Here is a 22,979-nt window from a genome sequence, read left to right as displayed (position 1 = left end):
TGTTTTTATCGTTATTTTTGACCAATCAGCAGATAAGTCATCATCTCCCCCTTCCCTTTTATTGAAATAGTCCCTCGTTCTTGGAAAAGGAACTGTTCTTTTAAGCGTTCGTAAACGGCAGCCGTTACCTGAGTTTGACCAGGAATCCCACTTGACTCCATCCGGGAAGCCACATTCACGGTATCTCCCCATAAGTCATAGCTGAATTTTGTTAAACCAATTACTCCAGCAACTACAGGTCCAATATTAATTCCTATACGAAGACTGAACTTTTCATTAATTTGGGTATTGAATCTAGCAATAAAATTTTGCATATCTAGCGCTATTTTGGCAATTGATGAAGCATGATCCGCTTTCGGTATTGGTAGTCCTCCTACTACCATATATGCATCTCCAATTGTTTTTATTTTTTCTAATCCATGTCGATTAGACAATAAGTCAAATTCAATAAAAATTTGATTGAGAATTTCTACGAGTTCAGTTGGAGTCTTTGTGGATGCAAAGTTAGTAAACCCTACTAAATCAGCAAACAAAACACTAACATCAGAAAAACTATCGGCAATAACTTGTTGCTTTTGTTGTAACCGCTCGGCAATTGGTTTAGGTAATATATTTAATAAAAGTTTTTCTGTTTGCTTTTGAGCCAATTTTCGCTCTGTGATATCAGAAACCGTTCCCTCGTAATAGAGAAGTTTTTCTTTTGAATCACAGACTGAACGCGCGTTTTCAGAAATCCAAATAATTGTCCCATCTCGGCGGTAAACTTGAGACTCAAATCCCCTGACAGCATGATTAGAATTCATTTCTTCTATAAATTCACGCCGTCGATTCGAGTTAACATAAAGTTGTTCTTCAACATTTTGACTACTGTTTATTAATTCTTCTGGAGATTCATACCCATAAATTTTCGCCAGTGCTAAGTTAGCGCTCAAATAACGCCCGCAAGGTGTTGTTTGATAAATTCCTTCTACTGCATTTTCAACAATACTGTGATAGCGTTCTTGAGTAATTCTGAGAATTTCTTCAGTTTGCTTGTGATAGATTAAAGGACTTAATTGTGTAGCTACTGCGGTTACTAAATTAATGGTATGTAAATTAATCGGAACCGAACCTTTTTTATAGAAAACCAGAATAGCTAATACTCGTTCGTTTAGTATAATGGGAACTCCAAAAGCAGATGCTAAGCTAGCATTTCCTATTTCCTCGCCTAAAATCGGCAAATCTCCGGAATTTAGAATCTTTTCTACCCATTCTGGTTTTTTAGAAACAAATATTTTACCTGGTAACCCTAGATTAGAAGCCAAGGTAACTGTTCTATTTTGTTTTTTAAAATCCCAGAAACTAGCGTGGCTAGAATACCAATTTTGACTGCATTCTAAAATATTATTATCTTCGGTGGGCAACCAAGCTTCACCATAATCCCATTGAATTGTTATCCCAACTAAGCGCAGTACAGCTTGTAACACGGAAGGCACATTATTTTTGCGACTAATCGCTTGAGTCGTTGCGAGTAAAAGACGAAGTTCAACTTCTGCTTTTCGCCGTGAATCTAGGTGTTCTTGCAATAACTTATTTTGCTCTATCAGTTGCATTTTTAGCTCTCGAATGCGTAGCTGATTCTCGATTCTGGCTAATACTTCTAAGCGTTTAAAAGGTTTTGTGATATAGTCAATCCCACCAACTGTAAAGGCGTTTACTATGTTATTTGTATCATCTAAAGCACTAATAAAAATAACTGGAATGTCGCGAGTTTTTTCAGAAGCTTTTAGACGTTGGCAAACTTCATGTCCATTCATTTCTGGCATATTGATATCAAGCAAAATCAAATCAGGAGGATTTGAATTGCAAGCGTTGAGTGCGAGTTGGCCGCCAGGTGCAACTCGCACTTTGTAAGACTTTTCAGATAAGATGTGGAGGAGAAGTTTTAAATTTGCAGGATTATCATCAACTACTAGGATATTAGGTCTAGCGATAGATACTTCCATTGGATTATAAGTCTTTCACAGATTGAATCAATATCAACAATTGCTCAAATTGGTATTGATTAACTAATGTCATTAAACTTTTTGACAAAACATCATTTTTGGGATGCAATTCCTCAATCAGTGTAGCGATAATTTCTAAATCTCCCTCAACAAGAGCCTGATATAAATCTTCTAACCAATTTTTAGGTAAATCAGCCAAGTCGGCAGTATTTAAGACTGGCAGTTCCAGTATTTTTTTCTCAGATGTAGCAGCCATTTCCTCATAAGTAAAAGAGACATCCAAATGCTTATGGATAGCATTAAAAATATCTTCTTCTCGAAAAGGTTTGCGTATAAAATCATCACAGCCAGCTTCAATAACAGATGCTTTATCTTCATTTAAGGCGCTGGCAGTCAGGGCAATAATCGCAGTACGAGAATTGGCTAATGTCTTTTGAACTGAAGGTTTCTGATTCTCTCGCTTTCTAATCTGTTTAGTGGCTTCATAGCCATCCATTATCGGCATTCGTATATCCATCCAAATTAGATGAGGTGAACTACGTTCCCAGATTTCTAATGCTTCTTTGCCATTAGAGGCTTCTAGTAATTCAAAGCCAAGAGGCTGGAGGAGCTTAAGCAGCAGTTGGCGATTAAAATCGCTATCATCTGCGATTAGTATTTGATAGCGAGGTTGCTGGGGCGCGAGTGCAATAACGCGGCGGTTTTGGAGGGGGATTGCAATCTCGCTGGCAGCGATAATATTTGCTTGAATGTTAAATTTAAACGTTGTTCCCTTTGCAAATAAAGCACTTGTATCGTCACTAAATTCCCTGATGGGGGTTCCAGGAGTGAAAACTTTGCCACCACTAATGAGGGTGATTTCACCTCCCATTAAATGGATAAATTGACGGCTAATTGTCAATCCTAAACCAGTTCCTTCTTGTACTTGTTGACCAGCGGCTGTTTGCTCGAAAGGTTTGAATACTTTGTCAAGTTCTTCGGAAGCAATACCGGCGCCCGTATCGGAAACTTCAAAAATAATTGAGGAAAGGGTAGAAAAAGAAGGAAATTCGGAATTTGTTGTCCCTAATTTCACTTTAACTAAGACTGTTCCGGAATCGGTAAATTTAACGGCGTTACTTAGTAGGTTAATCAACACTTGACGCAACTTTACTTCATCTGTGCGGAGGTATCGGGGAACATCAACACCACAATCAAATTTTAGGTTTAAGTTCTTTTCTGTAGCTTTCAAAGAAAACATCGCTTCGACATCATTTAGCAAGCTGTAAAGGTCGAAGTTATTTTCACTCAGCGTCATGCGTCCAGCTTCAATTTTGGACAGGTCAAGGACTTGGTTAATCAGTGTCAGCAGATGTTCTCCACTGCGACGAATGATCGTGAGATTTTCTTGCTGTTCTGTTGAAAGATTGGGGGCACGACTCATGAGGTGGGAAAAGCCTAAAATGGCATTGAGGGGGGTTCGGAGTTCGTGACTCATGTTGGCGAGAAAGATGCTTTTGGCGCGGTTAGCAGCCTCAGCAGCTTCTTTGGCTCGTTCAAGTTCAGCTTCTACTATTTTACGAGTGGTAATATCGACTCCGATTCCTAAAACGCAGATTTTATCACTTGCAGGTGGATGCAGAGGAATCTTTTGCCACTGAAACCACTTATCTTGGTTATTTGCGCCTGTCACTTTTTCTTCGGGAATAAATAAGGCTTGACCCGTTTCAATGATAGAGCGGGTTTCTTGGAGGAAATGCTCAACATCCTCTAAGAATGGATGGAAGTCTACATCCCGTTTACCCACCAGTTCTTCGACAGTCGTGTTGTAGAGCTTGGCAGCAGCTTTGTTAAGCAGCACAAAGCGTCCTTCCCAGTCTTTTACAAAAATGGTGTTGGGGTCATTATCAATTACCTTTCGCAGGAATTCTTGTTGCTGCCGAAGAGCTTCTTCAGCAATTTTGCGATCGCTAATATCTAGAAGTACCCCCCGCCAAATTATGCTGCCATCAGCTTGGGATTCCGGGCGAGAACTGGCAGCTAGCCAACGAATGGCACCATCTGGGTGGAGATAGCGCCACTCATAATAGAAAGGCATTAAATTGTTGAGGCTGATTTTTAAAGCGGCGTTATAACCAGGGAGGTCTTCTGAGTGATATCGAGCTAATATGGCAGAGAAATTTTCCATCGCCTCGTGAGCGGAAATCCCTAAAAGTTCGCCACACCCTTCACTGATGTAGTCTAGAAAATGTCTGCCGTCAGCACAGTAAGTGTAGGTGAAAACCGCACCGGGAAGGTTATCGGCAAGGCTTCGCAAGCGAGCTTCGTTCTCCCGTAAAGCCTCTTCTATTCGTTTGCGATCGCTAATATCGATAGCATGACCGACAACTCGAAGTGCCTGTCCGTCTGCGCCTCGCACAACCACCCCATAATCCACCATGTGAGTGTAGCGATCTTCTCGGTGACGGAACCGATATTCAAGCATATACTCATTTTGATGAGCGATCGCCTGGGAAAACGTTCGCGAAACCTGCGGCAAATCCTTCGGATGGACGCGATCAACCCACCACTGACCTGTGAGTCCGGCTTCTTCGGGACGATATCCACTCGTTTCATAGAGTCCCTGCGTCCGCAGAACAATATTCTGCTTCAGATCCCAGTCGTAAACATATCCTTTAATTGCCGATGCCGCTAGCTGAAAACGTTCGTTGCTCTCTTTGAGCGCTTGCTCTGCCCGTTTGCGCTCGGTGATGTCAATCGCCACACCTCCAACAAGGCGTTCTCCAGAGAGGTTAGCCAGCGGAAACTTGTATACCAGAAAATCCCCGATTGTGCCGTCCGTTCTGGGAGCTTGTTCGATCGCCTCTACTGACTGATTCGTTTGGATGACTTTCCGAATGTTTTCCAGATACTGTTGCGCGAATTCATCGCTATAAAGCTCTGTAACAGTTTTTCCAACTACATAGCCTTCTGGGATTTGGAGTATCTGGCGGTAGGTTTTGCTAGAGAAAACAATTCGCCCATTTTCATCCGTGATCCAAGAAGCCGCCGGACTGTTATCCATGAACCCATGAAAACGGGCTTCGCTTTCTTTTAATGCCAGTTCTGCCTGTTTGCGAGCCGTAATATTCGCGAATGAAGATACCACTGCATACGGCAGAGATTCGCCAGCCCGAAATAGAGGTTGGGCGTTAATAGAAATCCAGGTTAAGCTACCATCTGGCTTGTAAACTCCCATTACTACATCAGAGCAAGGTTCGCCAGTTCGTAGCGTCACCATTGCTGGATGTTCCTCCCCTGGAAAGGGCGAACCATCTTCACGAATGGCTCGCCAGCTGGGATCGAGGGAAGTTCGTTCCATCATTTGCTCGCGAGACAAGCCGAGAATTCTGTTAGCACTGGCATTACAGGTATGGATAACACCGTTGGCATCCTGCAAAACAATGCCTTCTGCCATTGTTGTCACGACTGAACGATAGCGTTCTTCGCTTTCCTCTAAAGCAGCCGTGAAACGTTGGCGTTCTGTGATATCTCGCACGATACAAACCACTTCATCAGCACCACTTTTGACGATGCGTGTCTCGTAGTTGTGAATGCCATCGGGTTTTTCCACCTCGTGTTCGTAGGTTTGTCGCTCTCCGGTTTCAACTGCTACCCGAAAATACTCAAGCAGGTCATTTTTAACCTGTTCGGGCAACGGTAAATCCCATAAGTTTCTGCCAATTAAAGCTTCAGGCAGCATCTGAAAGGCTTCTTCGCCTGCTTTTACGTCTAAATAAGTGCCGTCTATCCGGTGCCGGAACATTGCATCGGGAATCGCGCTCAAAAGCGCCTGCATTCGTTCTTCATTCTGATGCAAGGCTGCTTCTACCTGCTTTCGTTCGGCAATCTCCTGCTCTAGCTGGGCATTGGTTTGGGCTAGTTTAGCAGTGCGCTCTTGTACTTGGCTTTCTAAAGTACGGTTGTAGTCGGCAAGCAGATGTTCTGCTTGCTTGCGCCAGGTGATGTCAACGAGCAAGCCATCCCAAATAATGTCACCATTGGCTTGCTGTTCCGGGCGGGAAGTGGCTTGCACCCATTTCAAGTCACCAGAAAGCGAGGTAATGCGACCTTCCCAGTACCAAGGCTGCAAGTCTCTAGCAGAAACTAGGATGGTTTCATTTAGCAAAAGCAGGTCATCGGGATGCACCGCATTCCAGGCAATCTGAGGATTTTGGACGATCGCTTCTGGTTCATATCCATAGATATCACGAGCGCCAGAACTCATGTAAGTAAACTCATGGCTGCCGTTTGGATGGAGGATGTACCGGAAAATTACGCCCGGTACATTTTCCGCGAGATGGCGAAACTTCGCTTCGCTTTCCCGCAGCGCGGCTTCTGCTTGTTTGCGCTCCAGGTTTGCTATGTGCTGGTCTTCCAGACTGCGATAAGCGATCAGCGCAACCGCAGAGCCAGTCATGCCGATTAGCGGGGCAACGACAGGGAGCCACCATCTGGCTAAAAAAGCTAGGTAACTGCCACCCGTCAGAATTCCCCCGATTAGGCAAATGCTAACCCCAGAGACGATCCATCTGGCAGCAACATTCTGTTTCAAGGGGTTGAAGCGAAGTAACGTCCAACTCACTCCACCGCCAATCAAACACCAGACCAAAATCCATAAGGCTTCTTTTGGTTGAGACCAAACCTGGATCAAAGGACGACCCTCTAAAGCACCACTCAAAATTTGACTGATTAAATTGGCATGAATGACGACGCCCGGTAATCGTTTGGGAGTCGCAAAGAGACTACTACTATAAGGGGTGAAGGAAAGGTCATTGAAGCTAGAGCCGATTGCGCCGATTAAGACAATGCGATCGCGTAAAAGATTGGGCGGGATGCGGTTCTCTAGAACATCCGTCATCGATACCGTGGAGAAATTTTCTAACATCCCCCGGTAGTTCAACAAAATCTGGTACCCACCAGAATTGGCACGAACGTAACCGCCTTCATTTCCCGTAAATGGGGTAAATACAGCGTTCCCTAATCGCAATTTATTAGCACCAATGCTCTGGAGGCTAATCTTTTCTTTTTCCAGATACATTAAAGCCAGCTTTGCGCCTAAGCTCAGATGGGTTTTACCATCAGATGTTCTAATAGACAGCAACCCTCGACGGACTTTGCCATCTGCATCTAACACCAAATCCGCGAGTCCCACTTGGTTCAGACGATTCAACGCTGGGGGTGGAGCAACCGGATTTCCTACCGCTTTTTCGACACCCACTAGATTAGGCGTAGATTCAAATACTTTCACCAGTGCTTGATGACCAGGAGGGACTGGCAAATCTCGATAAATATCCAAGCCAATGGCTCTGGGTCGCTGAACTTTCAGTTTTGCGATCGCTTCAGCTAACAGAGCATCAGAAATAGGCCATCGTCCGACCTTTTCAATATCTGATTCATCAATAGTAATAATTACAATACGGGGATCGATTGGTTCACGAGGTCGCCAGCGAAAAAATTGATCCAATATCGCCAAGTCAAATATTTGCAGTACGCCTAAAGAACTTGTAGCGATGACTGTGCAAGCCACAATCGGAGCTGTAATCAGTAGCCCGCGCCATTGCCGAACTTGGTTTTTAAGTTTTTGTACCATTAATTTATGAGCATCAAAAATAAGAGGAAGGGGAAAAGGAAAATGCTTCTTCTTTCCCTATTCCCCTTATCGATTTTGGCAATTGATTGATGCTTGAATTTAATTAGGCAGCATCCGACTCAACTCGCCTGCTTTCCGTCCTACGTATATTTACTGAACTAATTCAATCCTTTTCTGCCCTACTCTTAAATCCTCAAAACCTTAGATTTTCCCATAGCCTAGTTTAAAAGTGGCTTGGTAGCGATCGCTTGTAGCCCAATCGAGTTTAACAATTCCTGCCATGTTGAAGCCAAAGTTGCTTCACTCGGCTCTAAGCGTCTAGCTTCAGCTAAACTTGCTACGGTATCGAACCAAATCCCGTGTTTTCCATACAGAGCAGCACGCTCTAGTAGAGGTTGATTCTGAAGCTGGCTCATTACCTCGGAAGTGAGTTTAACTCGTCGAATTTCTCCTTGTACCCCAGGACTACCGGGTCTGAGTCCTTGTTCGCCAATGATGATAAAAGTCCACCGATACTTCTTGTCAATTTCTAGAGGTGGCGCATTATCTGGAAGTTTGAAACTAAGAATGCCTTCTTGACTCGAAATTGGAATTTTTGCTTGGTAATGAAAATTGTTATTTTCGTCTACTAATCCAAAAAATATTTCCTTAGCAGAAGTTGGAGGTACATAAACCAAGAATGTTGGATGCTCTGCTACTGTCAACTTGCTTGTAGCTATTGGCACCAGCGGAGTCACGCACTCGCCTGTAGCGATTACTGCTTGAGGACATTCATCACCACGAGATGCACCTCCTGCGGTGTCATCTGGTTGTCCACTTCCTGGAGGTTCAAAGGTTACGCGACCTATCGAAGTACCGGCTAGAGTTTGAGATTGGTTAACCGACTCGGATTGGGCGATCGCTTTAGTCAAAAAGCTAGGAGCAATAATCAGTCCTAGTGATAAAAAAAATGCAACTAGCGTTTGAGTGGTAAAAGATTTGTGCTGTACCATTTTCTTACCTCAAAAAAAATATTGTACTGAATTTACACCTAATTATTACTGTAATAACACGTAGATTTCTTCAGTAGAAATACTTGGTTGTTGTAAGAAGTTCCCCAGCGAACAGTAATCATGTTTATGGACTTTTAGAGTTTCTATCGAAAGTTAAGGCTAAAAATAGGCAGATAAAGGGTTCGTGAATGCGAGATTCCCGACTTGGTTAAGAAGTTCGGAATCTGAACCGCTAGCTCATAACTCCAATAGGATTGCCATCAATACGGTTCAATTAGTAGAAATATGCAATAATTTTCGCCGCCTAGGAACAAGGGCTATCGAGGCTTTTTAATCTATTGCTGTTTAAGGAATCATCTTATCCGAACCGTTTTGCGATTTCTATGTTACCTGGGGGTAACTCTCTGTTAGCCTCCTAGAAACAGAACCTCCAAAAATTGCGAAGTAAGTGGACTGAAAACTCCTACCTATTCAAAGCCAACTTCCTACTAAAATAAAAGATGACCAGTAAAAAGGATGAGCATATTTTGGCTGTTTTAGCAGAGCTATCTGTGCCTGACGAAGGGCTTTAACTTTGCTTTCTCCTTGTAAGAGTTGCTGATAAAATTCGCCCATAAGCTTAGCAGTGGATTCATCTTGCACTGACCAGAGAGTTGCTAAAGTACTGCGTGCGCCAGACCGCACGGCTACTCCTGCTAATCCTAATACCGCTCGCTTATCACCAGTTGCAGTTTGGCAAGCACTCAGAACTAATAGTTCAATCGGATTAAAAGTACTCGGATCTCTAGAACGTAATAAATTCTCGAATTCTTTGACATTTATCCTACCATTCCACGTCAGAATAAATGTAGAATCTGAGCTAGAGCTAAACTGCCCGTGAGTAGCTAAATGAACAACCGTAAAAGAATTTTTATTCAGATAGTTTTGTAAGTTTACTTCGGTAAAATCCTCATTTATAAATACTTTGGAAGGAACTTCAGACGCGATTTGGCTGACTTCAGCTCCTACTCCTGGCAATGCTGGAAAACCTTGTCGAGCTTCGGTAATTCCGCCTGCTAAAATTTTGTTTCGCTTTTGGGCAAGTAACTGGCTTAACGACGCACTTCCCACTCGTGGTGCAACCAACTGTAAACCCGGAGCTACTACTATATTGTATTTTTCAATGAGATATTGTTTACCGTCGTACAGCGCTGCCATTGGTAAACTTCGCAACGAACCGTCTAGCACAAATACTAAAGTGGCGATATTACTTTTGGTTAATTCTGTTTCAACAGGTTGGATTAACCAGCGATAAACTTGCTGAGACAGACGCAAACGAGCTTCACTTGAAAAAAATGGATTAAGAGATTCTAATAACTGCTCCAGGGTTTCTTCAATATCATTTTTCACTAGCCTAGTCGAGTAATGGCTGAGAGGTTTTCCGGGTAAAGATAAGATTACCTCTAAACGATTTGACAAAATAATGGGGTAGATGACTGCTGCTTGAGGATCGAGTTGATCGATTTGCTGGGGTTGAACATCTAAACAAGCTTCTCGAAAAAAGTTATCTAATTCTGCTAGATGTAGCGCTTCAATGACTTCGCGAGCTTGTTTAATATTGGTTTGGCTGGGATTAGATTCTAACAGTAACTCTACTAACTCACGATAAATGGGTTCGACGTTTTCGCGAAAGGAAAGTTGAACGTCGGGATTCAGCGCGATCAAGTCGCTGCGGAGGGATTGTAAGGTATTAACAGCTTTGGTGTAAGCCGCGATCGCATTCGGAATATCGCCTTGCTGTTTGAGAAGTTTGCCGAGTTGTCCTTCCCAACGAGCCACAATACTAAAAGCATTAATTTCTTGCGCGATCGCGAGTGCTTGTCTCGTCAGCTCCTCCGCTGGTTTCCATTGCTGCGTTTGTTCGTACAGGTATCCGAGTTGACCCAGCGCGTAAGATTCAGCACGCGAGTCTTTAAGCATTCGCGCTTGTTCGACAGCTTTTGCTAATATCTGAGCAATCTCTTGAGAATTGACCATCTGCGATCGCTCTTCCCGATTTCCCAATTTTATGAGAGTTCTAGCCAAGTTCACTCGACTGTAAACAGCAGCGCGACTAGGTAAGATACTTTCTAATTGAGACTGGATTTGGGGTAATAATGCTTGGGCTGCGGCTGGTTGTCCAGTTTCTACTAAAAGGCTTAATCGGTTCAGTTGGACTTCTAAAACTAAAGAATTGGGAGAACTCTCTACTATCTTTCGGTAGATTTCCAGCGCTTCCCTCGGTTTTTGTAAAGCTCTAAGAGTATTTCCCAAACTAAATAAACTGGCATTAATCTCTAAGGGAAAGTTTAGCCTTTGGGCAAGTGACAAACTTTGTTCTAAAACCTGCTGGGACTGAGTTAAATCTCCGACTACTTGTAAGGTAACTCCCAGACTTCGCAATCCTGATACTTTCAGCGAGGAATCTGGCAAGTTTTGCAACTGAGTATTTAATTGTTCTAAGTTTGTTTTAGCTTGTCGGTAGAGTCCTAATGCTTGCAAAGCTTGAGCTTGGTTTATCAAACTGCCTAATTTCCCAACGTCGTCGCCTGCTGAACCGTAAGCTTTTTCAGCTTGTTTCCATGTATCTAAAGCCGCTTCCGTTTGTCCCAATGCTAGCTGGAGGCTGCCTTGAGTATTCAAAACTTGGGCAAGAGTGGCTGCATCGGGTTGGGTTTGCAATAAGTTGAGACTTTGAGCGATCGCGTTTTTCGCTTGCTCCCATTGACCCAATTCTTGATAAGCGTTCGACAGATAGCTTAAAACGAGGGCAGCGTGGAGGCGATTGCCCTGCGCCTCCAGGTTTTCGAGCGCTTGTTGCCAGAATGCGATCGCTTCATCAAATCGTCCTGCTTCATACAGGGTTCTGCCTTGTTCTAGTACAAAGGCATCATTCTGTTTAGATTCTGAAGGAGCATCAGAATCCGGAATATTTTTAACAATTGATACCAATTGTGAATCAAAATAAGAAAATTTAAGATTAGTCTGCGCTAGTGCCGGTAAAAATGCTGTCACCAAAAAAAGTGTCAACAAGCTTAGCAAAATCCGATAATGAATACTTTTTATAAGCCACCTTATTTTTAGCATAAAAGTTTTTGCAAAATTAAAGGGTTATTCATATTTCTCTGTTTTTATCGGCGGTTCAAAAGATAAAAATTCTTTTGCAATAAGTCTCTAGCAATCTAAAGTTAGTTTTAAAATTTAATAAACCGCAAAAAACACTAAAGAAAAGAGACGGAAGATTCCATGAATGATTGAAGATTGTTATATTACTTAGAAACACTGCAACTAGCAATTTCATTCCAGGAACTTTGAGCCACACCATTGATAGATTTGGAAACCAACTCTACCTCACCATTAGAATTTTTTACCCATCCAGTTGCCTCCACCATTGGAGTACGTGCAGAGGCAGTCTTGGAAACGGGGACAGGTAAGGAGGTATTACCCCTAGGGAGGCGCAAATCCCGCCATACTGTACTTCCTAACAAAGTTTCATTGGGATCTGCTGGCAAACCGCCGCGTCCAGTGATAACAAAACTATTACCTCTAGAAGCCAAACAACCTTGGGAAATTTGTTTGCTAATGTCAGTAAAATTTTCTGGTAGTGCAACTAAGCCAGAAGAAGGGTTCACATCAGCAGTATTAATTTGGACAATCCCACTGAACTGAGTTCCTCGACTAGAAGTGGCGGTGATATCGCTATTTGAAGTTTTAAAGATGCCGCTAGCATTGATTCTTACTTGACCCCCAAAGCTTTGTTGAGCATTGGCAGTAATATCGCTATTTTCTAACGCGACTAACGTTTTTGTATTAATAATGATGTTGCCACCATTGGTACTGATATCATTATTTGCAATTGTCTGACCCGTATCAAACAGGATGATGTTACTGGCATCAGTCGTAATTAGGCTGTTGCGCCACAATCGCAAATCTTGAGATTCAATCGTAATATTTCCCTGTTCCGCCTGTCGCTGAGTCGCTCTAATAATCGAGTTATTATCTAGCTCAACTATGGCAGCGCGAATATTAATATTACCAGCATTGCCTTTCCCAAAATTAGCAACATTAATTGTTGCCCGCTCCCGAAAGCTCAATCTGTTAGCAATTACTGTTACGTTACCCGAATTTCCCGTCAACGGCGGTGGAGAACTCGCAATATTGCTTAAGCTAGTCCTAGCATAAAAACCGCTACCAATTCCCCCAGTTGCAGAAGTTCCTCGTATTTGTACGTCATTAGCTCGAACTGTTATGTTGCCACTTTGACCTGCGCCAAAGGTAGACACAGAGATCACCGCTCCATTTTCAAGAGACAGTTGTTTAGCATCAATAATGACATCACCGCCAACTCCAGTTGAGGCAAAAGTAGGATTAGAAAAAATACCCGTCAGACGCGATCCATTTGCTGAAAGACCGCCCAAGAGAACATTCCTCGCTTGCACTCGTAAGGTACCAGAATTCCCTGAAGCGTTAGTCCCCATACCAATGGATGCTCCATCTCTTAGTAGCAACCTATCTGTTGTAATTGTTAAATTGCCGCCTTTTCCCTCACCATTCGTCTGAACAAAAAAGCCGCTACCGATTCTGCCATCGGCTGTTCTACCAATCAGTTCTACAGTATCCAAAACATTGATGGTGGCGCTTCTCCCCGGTTGAGATCCTTCTGTGAGGGATACGATGAGCGAACCTTGTTCTAGTTTCAGATTTCGGCTTTGTATCTGAAACGAACCTCCCTGTGCGCCGCTGCTATCCACTGAAGCAGCACCCGATAAATTAATACTTCCTAATTCTGCAAGTTGTTGTTCATTGTTGAAGTTGATTTGTTCGCTGCTGACTTGCATTGGCAATGAGCCACGAGTAACTGACCAAAGCTCAATTGCTCCCGACTCAGCCTTTAAATTACCGCCCTCTAAGGCAATTTCTCCCCCGACTAAAGCTAAAGTTTTCCCAGGTTGCACCGCTAGACCCTCGGTTTTCGTATTCGGCTCTAGTCCACCTGTCTGTCCGAACCTGAAATTGTGTCCCGATCCTTGAACGCGAATAACTCCTGCGTTTGAATCGTTAAATTGTAAGCCTATCGGAACATTTATCGTTAGCAATGGGGGGGCGCTAGGCTTAGTAGCGCTAAACTCAGTTCCATTGCTAAATCGAATGCTGTTAGCAGTCGAAGCGAGAAAGGAACCACCTATATTAAGTTTGGCATTTGGACCAAAAGTAATGCCGTTGGGATTGATAAAAAACAAATTAGCTGTGCCGTTCGCTTGAATCAATCCATCAATATGAGAAAGATTGCTACCTGTAACGCGACTGAAGATGTTTTGAGTCTCTACGGCGTTGTTGAAGAAAGCTTCAGTATTTATAGGAATGGAAAATTCTGTAAAGCTATGAAATAGATTGCCGCCTACTTGCGTGCCGCCCTCAATTCGGATGGCGTTGCCTTCGGGGATAGCAATGGTATTATTTTGCAGCGTAGCATCCGGAATAATTTGTGCTAAGGTGCAGCTAGAATTATTTAACCATAAAAGGAAAATCGTACCAGTAACCCAGAGGAAATGACCAGGCTGGCTCACAGTTTTTAAACTCAAAGGTAGCGCTTGCCTACAGTATACGCGATCTACAACTTGCCCTAGGGAAAATACACCCTAAACTTCTAGGGAAAGGTAGATTGTAATACAAAATGTGGGATGGATAGCTCCTATAAAATAGTTTATCATTCCCGTGTTTTCCTGAATAGATGACCTATTAAAAAAGGGATTTGCGCTCAAAGAGTACAACAACAGGAATTTAGATGGAGAGGTTTAAGTTGTGTTAGTCAAAAGATAAATAGACGGATTAGAGAGAATGTTGGCAATTTGGTTCTGGCTAAAACCGAATTGGCTAAAGCTATGAAAGAGATTTTTAGGACATCGCCCTTCTGTATAATATGGATGCCAGTGCCATCGGTCGCAGAGACAATCGACTGTGCCTGTGCCGCTGCGCTGAATGCAAAAGCATTCCCATGCAAAAGCTAGAACAAGGGAAGAAAGAAAACCGAAAACAATTGTGCTGAGTTTTAGTTGCTTGTTGGCTTTGTTCGGAGTTTCAATAGATAGCTAATTTGATGGGTGGATGATTTTGTATCCTTTAAAAAGAGGGAGAATTGATTCATTTAAAATGATTTCTTCGACAAAAACCTTAGGATTACTTAGAGAATTGGTCATCCTAATGTCACACTAATGTTAGCAAAGATTTTTTTTACAACATTCAAATTTACCATGAAAGCTAATCTGAAAGAATTTTTAGAATCCTGCGAAAATTTAGGAACACTGCGCCTGATTGTTACCAGCAGCGCTGCTGTTTTGGAAGTACGCGGCCCACTTACCAAGCTGTTTTATGCAGAATTGCCTAAAGGTAAGTACGCTAATATGCACGCCGACATATTCGAGTTTCACCTGAATATGGATGCTATCAAGCAGGTGAAATTTGAGACGGGCGAATCAAAACGGGGCAACTTTACTACCTATGCTATTCGCTTTTTGGATGAGAAAAATGAACCAGCCTTGAGCGCATTTCTCCAGTGGGGCAAACCAGGAGAATACGAACCAGGACAAGTAGAAGCATGGCAGTCTCTTCAGGAGAAATATGGAGAAGTTTGGGAACCAGTACCCGTTGATTCGGTGTAGTCGAAATGCTTGAAAACCCGGTAAGTTGAGGATATTTCTGTGTTTAAAAGCTATCTAAACCGACAAACAAACCGACGCTTACCGTGATGCAACGAGTCTTTTGGAGTTGTTTCCTAATTTTGGGGTTGCTGCTATGGGGAGGGGAAGCGCAGGCGGGGGTTTTAGCTGACCGTTTGGCGCAGTTTCCTCACTGGGACAGTAAACCACTCGTCAGCGCCGCGAAGGGTGACTTAGTTTATCCTGACTGGATGGAAGGTACTTGGAACGTCACCAGTACATTAGTGGATTTAGTGGCACCCTTAGCGCCAGAAATTGTGACGCCAGGGTTTGAAAGCAATCGTCGCCAGCTGAATCAGCCTGTTAGTTTCCCAGTGCGATTCAAAAATCAAGACGCGATAGCTGTCTCTACAAAAGGCAAAAATCATCTGGTAGTGGCAGATCGGGCGTTTAATGGGTTGAGTATCGGGAAGGCATATTTAGGCGATCGCGCGATCCTCTCGGTCAAAGTCGATCCCAATTCTCCCAATCGTCAGGTGACTTTACTGCGAGGCGATCGCCAGCTAGTCTCAATTGTCACGAGTCGAGGCACCGAAACACTCGCCCCAGATCGATTTATTGCCACAGAAGTGTCTCAGCAAGTCTTTCGCGGCACCCCTCAGCCGTATTTCAATACAGTGGAAACCACAACTGCTTATCACCGGATTCACTCATCCATCGAAGCCGATCAAGTAACAGCAATTTACCTCTCGCCTCAAGATCCAGACTATTTCAAAGCTGTCGATCGACCCGTTGCACTTTATCGCTATCAACTACAACTTTTGCCCGTTCAATAGCCAAACGCGAGAAATAGCATCTTTTAAAACTTTATTGTGCTTCGCCAATGAGGGTAAATGCAGCCCAATTTTTGGGATCGGGGTGTTGTTTCATTGTTGTCAGCATGGCTTGACGGAGTGCAGTGGCTTTGTCGGAATTTTGCTGCATTTGGCGATAAAATTCGGTCATTAAGGCTGCTGTGGGAGAATCTGGTACCGACCATAGGGAAACAATTACGCTGGGAACTCCTGCGGAAATCAAAGAACGAGATAACCCGATGACGCCATCACCAGTAATTTTGCCTCTTCCCGTGTCACAGGCACTCAGGACGGCTAATTCGGCGTTTAGCTTCAAGTCGAAAATTTCAGCAGAAGTCAGCAAACCGTCATCTGTTCCCGCAGGTGCCAGCGCGATCGCGCCCGGTACGCTCAACCCTTTAAAATCATCCAGTAGCCCGTGTGTTGCCAGATGAATAATCTTAGCTTTAGACATTTGTGGCAAGATAGCAGCTTTGGTGGCGGCGTTGCCGATAATGGGTTTGGTATTGAGGAGTTGCGCGATCGCTTTAGCTTCTGCTTCCGCACCCGGTAAGCTTGACAGTTGTTGAGGCGGTTCTCCTGTTTTAGGAATAATCCTTGGCATAGTCGGATTTCCGACTACCAGCACATCTGTTCCTGAAACCTTTTGCCGTTGTTGGCGTGTTAACTCTAACACTTGCATTGCTGGTGCTGTAAGGATAGTGTGTTTTTCGATTAAGTATTTACCATTCGCGTCCTTAAGTGCTGCGAAGGGAACTAAAAATAGCGATTCTTGGGGAATGAAGATAACGCGATCGCTTGGATCTTTTGGCAAGAATTCAGCAATTGGTTGAATCAACAGTTGATGTAGTTGCTGCAAGCGTTGTTTTTGGTCAACTTTATCTACCAGCGACACTCCAATGCCACCGCGTCCCCTGACACCAATAGAATCACGACTGTTGGTAACAAGGTCTTTTAACGATGTTTTTAGCGATTTGAGGTCAACCTTCTTAAACGCTACTTCACCCGTAGGCTTGATGACCCAAATGTAGAGTTCTGATTGACGCCATTCCTCTTTCCCCTGATTTTTGAGGGCATCATAGACAATCGAATATTGAACTAACGTAGAGTTTTGTTCTTTAGCAATTTGCTGGATTTGTTGAATTGTTGGTGGTTTGCTAGAGACAAGGGTTATCGCGTCTCTACTTCGATCGTTGGACTTAGAGGATTGCCGTGAGGCTAACAACTCCACAAAGGCTCTGGCTCTACCTCGTTCGGCAACCTCTAAGGCAGTATTAATCTTATTCTGGGCAACAAGACTCTGTTGCAGCAAGCGGTAGGAATTCGCTTGCGTCTCAAAGACTGAGACTTTAGCCGTATCTGTTAATCTAGGTCGCAGAGACTCCCGAACTTCCATCGCAGCAAATAAAGCTTTTTCCGCATCAGGATACAGTCCCAGCTTGTTGTAAACTGCCCCAAGATTGTTGAGAGTTGTTCCTTCCCCTTCCTTGTCGGCCACTTGTTGGCGAATGACCAAAGCTTGCTCGTAAGACTTCAAGGCATCAGCATACTGTCCCAGAGAGTCGTAAACTGCCCCCATATTGTGGAGAGTAGTCCCTTTCCCCGCCTTATTACCTAATTGTTTGTGAATGACTAAAGCTTGCTCATGGAACTTTAAGGCTTGGGCATATTGTCCCAGCTTGCGGTAAACTTCCCCAATATTGTTGAGAGTAGTCCATTCCCCCGCCTTGTCGCCAATTTGTTGGACAATCACCAAAGCTTGCTCATGAAACTTTAAGGCTTGGGCATACTGTCCCAGATTGTCGTAAACCTGCCCGATGTTGTCGAGAACAGCCCCTTGCCCCTGCTTATCGCCGATTTGTTTGAAAATGACTAAAGCTTGCTTGTAGGATTTCAAGGCATCCGCATATTGTCCCAGCTTGTTGTTAACTAACCCAATATTGTTGAGAGCATTCCCTTGCCCTGCCTGGTTGCCGATTTGTTTGAAAATGACCAAAGCTTGCTCGCAGGACTTCAACGCATCCGCATACCGTCCCAGATTGTCGTAAACTCCTCCAATATGGTTGAGAGCAGTTCCTTCCCCCTTTTTATCGCTAATTTGTTTAGCAATGACCAAAGCTTGCTCATAAGACTTCAAAGCATCGGTATACTGTCCCAGCTTGTTATAAACACCTCCAATATTGTTGAGAGTAGACCATTCCCCCGCCTTGTCGCTGATTTGTTTGAAAATGACCAAAGCTTGCTCGTAGGATTTCAAGGCATCCGCATACCGTCCCAGATTGTCGTAAACTGCTCCAATATTGTTGAGCGTAGCCCCTTCGCCTTGGCGATCGCCGATCCCTTTGAAAATCTCTAAGGTTTGCTCAAACGTTTGTAACGCTTCTCGGAACTTAGTTGTATTAAACTGCTGAATACCTGTATGGTTCAGCCGCAATGCCTCGGCTTTTCGCTCTTGAGTTGTTTGTGCCTGTGCTGATGCTAGTTGGGGCGCATAGGGATGGGATGAGCGCCCATCAATGGATGAATTCAGGCAAATGAGCAGCGTTACAGCGATTGTAGAGATAAGAGATATCGTGTCTTTAGGAGATTTCAGGTGTGGGTACATGGATAGACGGCTCCACAAGCAAGCTAGACAATTTCTCGCCTAATCTAGCCCTACTTCTTTGCTTTCGAGAAGTTCCCACCTACATAAAGTAAAAAACCGTGGGAGTTGGAGTTCCACGGCTTCTGAAGGAGTCTTATCTTAAAACAATCTTATTCGGTAGCAACTTATAGAAAAGGGCTGGTAACAGTTTTTGTAACCGAGTTGCCCCAGCCAGTAGAAGCTGCGGCTATATAGCCAAAACCCGGATGGTGCGCGGGTTTTAATTTCATCAGTCCGCAACGGGAGACTGAAGTTTATGTCGCCGCAATTTTTAATTGCCAAGGCAAGGTGTTCCCAGAATTTACATCCGTTCCACATAACGCTTCAACTCCCGCGCCATCCGCTTGATGCCTTGCTGCTCATCATCCCGAATGAAAGGCATAAATACACGAGTCAGCACCCCTGAGAAGGTGTTGCGGTGGAAGTATTTAGTCCGCCCAATACCAATCTCTTGCAACTCAAAGACATACTCATTTTTAAAGCCAGGAATCGAGGAAACCCAAGCGAGGCATAGTCCAGACTGCACTCTAGTAATCAACGGCTGAAACTCTGTTTCCTCCTCACCCGGTACGCGCCGCACAGAGAGTAAAACTTCTTCCCCCTGCTTAAATGGCACCGTTGGATCGAGGTCAAATAAAAAAGTGTTCCACTTGTACCACTTTTCTTTTTTCAACAGAACCTGCCAAACTTCCTGCTTAGGAGCATTAATTTCAATTTCGGTATAGAGACTCGCCATTATCGCGGCAGCTAATCCGGTAGTGTAACTGGGTACAATTGGAAACTTGCAGCTCCTTTAGGCTAGGAGCGAACAATTTTGGATTTTGGAGGAAAGGATTTTAGATTCCCAATCCAAAATCTATCATCTTAAATCTAAAATCCTTAGTCAGCATGGTCAACCTAACACCCAACTCTAGCTTCAGTTTAACGATTCGCCTCCAGATTCCCAATCGCACTGGGATGTTAGCAAGCATTACCACCGCGATCGCTAGTGTCGGCGGTAACATCGGTCAAATTAGTTTAATCGAGCGGACTCGCAATATCGTGGTGCGAGAAATCACCGTCGATGCTGTCAGCACGGAACACACCGAACAAATTGTGCAAGCCGTGAAAGGATTGCCAGATGTCAAGGTAATCGATGTCTACGATTGCACCTTTAACTTGCACCGCGGCGGCAAAATCGCGATGCAGAGTAAGATTCCGCTGAAAAGTCAAGCCGATTTAGCAATGGCTTACACTCCCGGCGTCGGTCGCATCTGTATGGCGATCGCATCGGACCCGGAACAGGTTCACACTCTCACGATTAAACAAAACACGGTTGCGATTGTTACCGATGGTAGCGCTGTACTGGGATTGGGCAACTTGGGCGCAGCCGCATCGTTGCCGGTAATGGAAGGCAAAGCGATGTTGTTTAAAGAATTTGCTGGGATTGATGCCTTTCCGATTTGCCTGGATACCCAAGACACGGATGAAATTATCCGCACGGTAAAAAATCTTGCCCCAGTCTTCGGCGGCGTTAACTTGGAAGATATTGCTGCCCCCCGTTGTTTTGAGATTGAAGCGCGACTGCGGCAGGAACTCGATATTCCGGTGTTTCACGACGATCAACATGGCACCGCAATTGTTAGCCTTGCCGCATTGATTAACGCCCTCAAGTTAGTGAAAAAATCCTTAGCGGATGTCCGAATTGTGATCAATGGGGCGGGTGCTGCTGGGGTAGCGATCGCTCGTTTGCTCAAGAAAGCGGGCGCACAATCCATCTGGATGTGCGATTCTAAAGGCATTCTGTCCAGCCAACGCACCGACCTCACCCCGGAAAAGCAAGAATTTGCTGTCGAAGCCAGCGGTAACTTGGCAGATGCCATGCAACAATCTGATGTCTTCTTAGGCGTCAGTGCGCCTGGAGTTGTAACGCCGGAAATGGTGCGTTCGATGGCAAAAGATCCGATTGTCTTTGCAATGGCGAATCCCATTCCTGAAATTCAGCCGGAATTAGTCACAGAAGATGTCGCGGTCATGGCAACCGGACGCAGCGACTACCCGAATCAAATTAACAACGTCCTCGCCTTCCCTGGCGTTTTTCGCGGGGCGCTCGATTGTCGTGCAGAGACCATTACCACCACGATGTATCTAGAAGCCGCTTACGCGATCGCTTCTTTAGTCAAACCCTCCGACCTCGACCGGGAAAACATCATTCCCTCCGTGTTCGACCCGCGCGTTGTCAATGCCGTCGCTGGTGCCGTGCAAGCCGCCGCCCGTCAAGAGGGCATCGCCCGCCATTAAGCGAGAAAAGCAGCTGGTTCCAGGCGCAATCTATCGCGTCTGGAACTGGAAAGCGGGGAAGCGACCAACAATCGACTCCCCATTTTCATCTTTGAAATAGTTTGCTCTACAGATAGAGTTTCAATTTTCTAGATATTGGAAGAATAAGGGGAAATACTGCGTTCTTGCTAGGGAATAATGAGCTTTAGTTTCTTTGACCTCTTCTGGGTATTTCTGGCTGTCAGCTCGATCTTGCCCGCCTTCCAACAACGCCGCTTGGCTTTTCAGCGAGTGCAAGCCTTGCGGAATTTCGAGCGATCGCGCAATAGTCGAGTGATTTTGCTAATTCACCGGCAAGAATCGATTAGTTTCTTAGGAATTCCCATCTCGCGCTACATTAGCATTGAAGATTCAGAACAGGTGCTACGGGCAATTCGCCTCACACCTCCCGAAGTTCCCATCGATCTAATCTTGCATACCCCAGGTGGTTTGGTGCTAGCAACCGAGCAGATTGCTAGAGCGTTAATTCGCCACCCTTCCAAAGTCACCGTGTTTGTACCCCACTACGCCATGAGTGGCGGCACCATGTTAGCTTTAGCATCTGATGAAATCGTCATGGATGCCAACGCTGTCTTAGGTCCAGTCGATCCCCAGTTGGGAAATATGGCAGCGGCGAGTGTCCTCAAAGTCATCGAACAGAAGCCAATTAGCGAAATCGACGACAACACGATCATCATGGCAGACCTCTCGCGCAAAGCGATGGATCAGGTGCAGCGCTTTGTCCGAACCCTCTTGAAAGACAATATTCCCCAACCGAAAATTGCTCCCGAAAACATCGAACGGATTGTGGACGCTATCACTACAGGGCGCGTCACCCATGACTATCCGATTACAGTCGAGGAAGCTACAGAACTCGGTATGCCGATCACGGTAGGGCTGCCGATGTCAATCTATAACTTGATGGATTTCTATCCGCAGCCCCAAGGAGGACGTCCAAGCGTGCAGTACATTCCCATGCCCTACGAACGTCCCCCAGTTTTACCCCCAGCGCCTAAGGGCAGACCCATCCCAGAGAATGCTAAGTTTTAAGCTGCCCTGAGATTGAATTTTTCCAGGAGTTGAGGCTGTGATAATCGTCAGTAGTCATAAGTCCTTTAAGTAATGACTCCTAACTACTGACCGATTATCCATTGCCAACTCAGCGCGATCGCTATGCGATTTAGACCCACAGCACCTTAAAGATTTATCAGCTTGAAGGCGATGGTTTTGGGCTGGGAGCCGGGGATGGACTTGGACTCGGCGTTGGTCTTGGCGATGGGCTAGGACTAGGACTTGGTCTTGGGGATGGCGATGGACTCGGACTCGGCGTTGGGGTGGCGCGGGGGGTTGGCGCGGGACTCGGTGTTGGCGATGGCGCTAGTGTTGGTTCTGGCGCTGATTCTGGTGTTGGTGTTGACGCTGGCGCTGGCGATTGCTGTTCAAATCCGAGGATTCTTCTTGCTTCTTGGTCGAGTCTCTGACGAACTGGTAACGTAGCAATGCCAGTTACCGGCAAATTAAATTGTCTCTGAAACTGCCTGATAGCATCTTCAGTGCGCGGACCATAAAACTGGTTACGGGGAAGGGGCGGATTTGGCTTAACGACAAGATTCAAGTTTGCCTGAAGAATTCTAACGATATTTGCGGCATAATCCTGTGTCTTCGGCCCCGCTGTAGCATCAACAGGTGTTAGCTTATATCCCTGCTGAAACTCGCGGATAGCCCTTATCGTGGCTTCATCCGTCAGAGTATCTCCAATCGTGACGTTATACCCAAAGCCGCGCAACAAGGAACGAAATTCCCTTGGCGTGTAATCGCGGCTGCGTTCGGCTATAGCTACTTGATAACTAACTAAGCTGGCGGTTATGGTTATCACCGCAGCTAAAGGCATTCCAAACCTATTCCACATAGCTCAATCTCC

12 protein-coding genes are annotated in these 22,979 nt (G+C 44.8%); 4 read left to right on the top strand and 8 right to left on the bottom strand.

Annotated features, from left to right (window positions below; translation table 11 throughout):
• Positions 1–11 precede the first annotated feature (11 nt).
• The 5 genes from NDI44_RS02080 to NDI44_RS02060 form a co-directional block, all read right to left on the bottom strand.
• Positions 12–1,985 carry an adenylate/guanylate cyclase domain-containing protein gene (locus tag NDI44_RS02080; RefSeq protein WP_190413374.1) on the bottom strand — a complete coding sequence of 658 codons (1,974 nt, stop codon included), beginning with the start codon at positions 1,983–1,985 and terminating at the stop codon, positions 12–14.
• A gap of 4 nt (positions 1,986–1,989) precedes the next feature.
• A complete protein-coding gene (locus NDI44_RS02075; RefSeq protein WP_190413372.1) occupies positions 1,990–7,596 on the bottom strand; it encodes a PAS domain S-box protein in 5,607 nt (1,868 codons plus the stop codon).
• Between the two features lie 218 nt (positions 7,597–7,814).
• Positions 7,815–8,588 (bottom strand): DUF928 domain-containing protein, encoded by a 774-nt coding sequence (locus NDI44_RS02070; RefSeq protein WP_190413370.1) that lies wholly within the window; start codon positions 8,586–8,588, stop codon positions 7,815–7,817.
• Positions 8,589–9,059: 471 nt separating this feature from the next.
• Complete coding sequence (locus NDI44_RS02065; RefSeq protein WP_339380703.1) at positions 9,060–11,558, bottom strand: CHAT domain-containing protein; 2,499 nt, start codon at positions 11,556–11,558, stop codon at positions 9,060–9,062.
• A 317-nt stretch (positions 11,559–11,875) separates the two neighbouring features.
• Positions 11,876–14,188, bottom strand: coding sequence for a filamentous hemagglutinin N-terminal domain-containing protein (locus NDI44_RS02060; protein ID WP_242037089.1), 2,313 nt, complete (start codon positions 14,186–14,188; stop codon positions 11,876–11,878).
• Positions 14,189–14,857: 669 nt separating this feature from the next.
• On the opposite strand from NDI44_RS02060, the gene NDI44_RS02055 reads away from it, so the two are divergent.
• Both NDI44_RS02055 and NDI44_RS02050 read left to right on the top strand, forming a co-directional pair.
• Complete coding sequence (locus NDI44_RS02055; RefSeq protein WP_190413364.1) at positions 14,858–15,265, top strand: ChuX/HutX family heme-like substrate-binding protein; 408 nt, start codon at positions 14,858–14,860, stop codon at positions 15,263–15,265.
• 86 nt (positions 15,266–15,351) lie between these two features.
• On the top strand, positions 15,352–16,098 hold the full coding sequence (locus NDI44_RS02050; protein WP_190413362.1) for a DUF6816 family protein: 747 nt from the start codon (positions 15,352–15,354) through the stop codon (positions 16,096–16,098).
• 31 nt (positions 16,099–16,129) lie between these two features.
• Here NDI44_RS02050 and NDI44_RS02045 read toward each other — a convergent pair whose 3' ends face one another.
• Both NDI44_RS02045 and NDI44_RS02040 read right to left on the bottom strand, forming a co-directional pair.
• Complete coding sequence (locus NDI44_RS02045; RefSeq protein ID WP_190413360.1) at positions 16,130–18,721, bottom strand: CHAT domain-containing protein; 2,592 nt, start codon at positions 18,719–18,721, stop codon at positions 16,130–16,132.
• Positions 18,722–19,061: 340 nt separating this feature from the next.
• Positions 19,062–19,496, bottom strand: a complete 435-nt coding sequence (locus tag NDI44_RS02040) for an SRPBCC domain-containing protein (protein WP_190413358.1) — start codon at positions 19,494–19,496, stop codon at positions 19,062–19,064.
• A 152-nt stretch (positions 19,497–19,648) separates the two neighbouring features.
• On the opposite strand from NDI44_RS02040, the gene NDI44_RS02035 reads away from it, so the two are divergent.
• On the top strand, positions 19,649–21,040 hold the full coding sequence (locus NDI44_RS02035; protein ID WP_190413356.1) for a malic enzyme-like NAD(P)-binding protein: 1,392 nt from the start codon (positions 19,649–19,651) through the stop codon (positions 21,038–21,040).
• Between the two features lie 177 nt (positions 21,041–21,217).
• Positions 21,218–22,108, top strand: coding sequence for a hypothetical protein (locus NDI44_RS02030; RefSeq protein ID WP_190413354.1), 891 nt, complete (start codon positions 21,218–21,220; stop codon positions 22,106–22,108).
• A gap of 157 nt (positions 22,109–22,265) precedes the next feature.
• On the opposite strand, the gene NDI44_RS02025 is transcribed toward NDI44_RS02030, so the two are convergent.
• Positions 22,266–22,967 (bottom strand): peptidoglycan-binding protein, encoded by a 702-nt coding sequence (locus NDI44_RS02025; RefSeq protein ID WP_190413352.1) that lies wholly within the window; start codon positions 22,965–22,967, stop codon positions 22,266–22,268.
• Positions 22,968–22,979 lie beyond the last annotated feature (12 nt).

The organism is Trichocoleus sp. DQ-A3, from assembly GCF_039961975.1.
Lineage (GTDB): Bacteria > Cyanobacteriota > Cyanobacteriia > Cyanobacteriales > FACHB-T130 > FACHB-T130.
The sequence above is the reverse complement of the archived record's forward strand: the minus strand, read 5'-3'. Positions and strand labels throughout refer to the sequence as shown.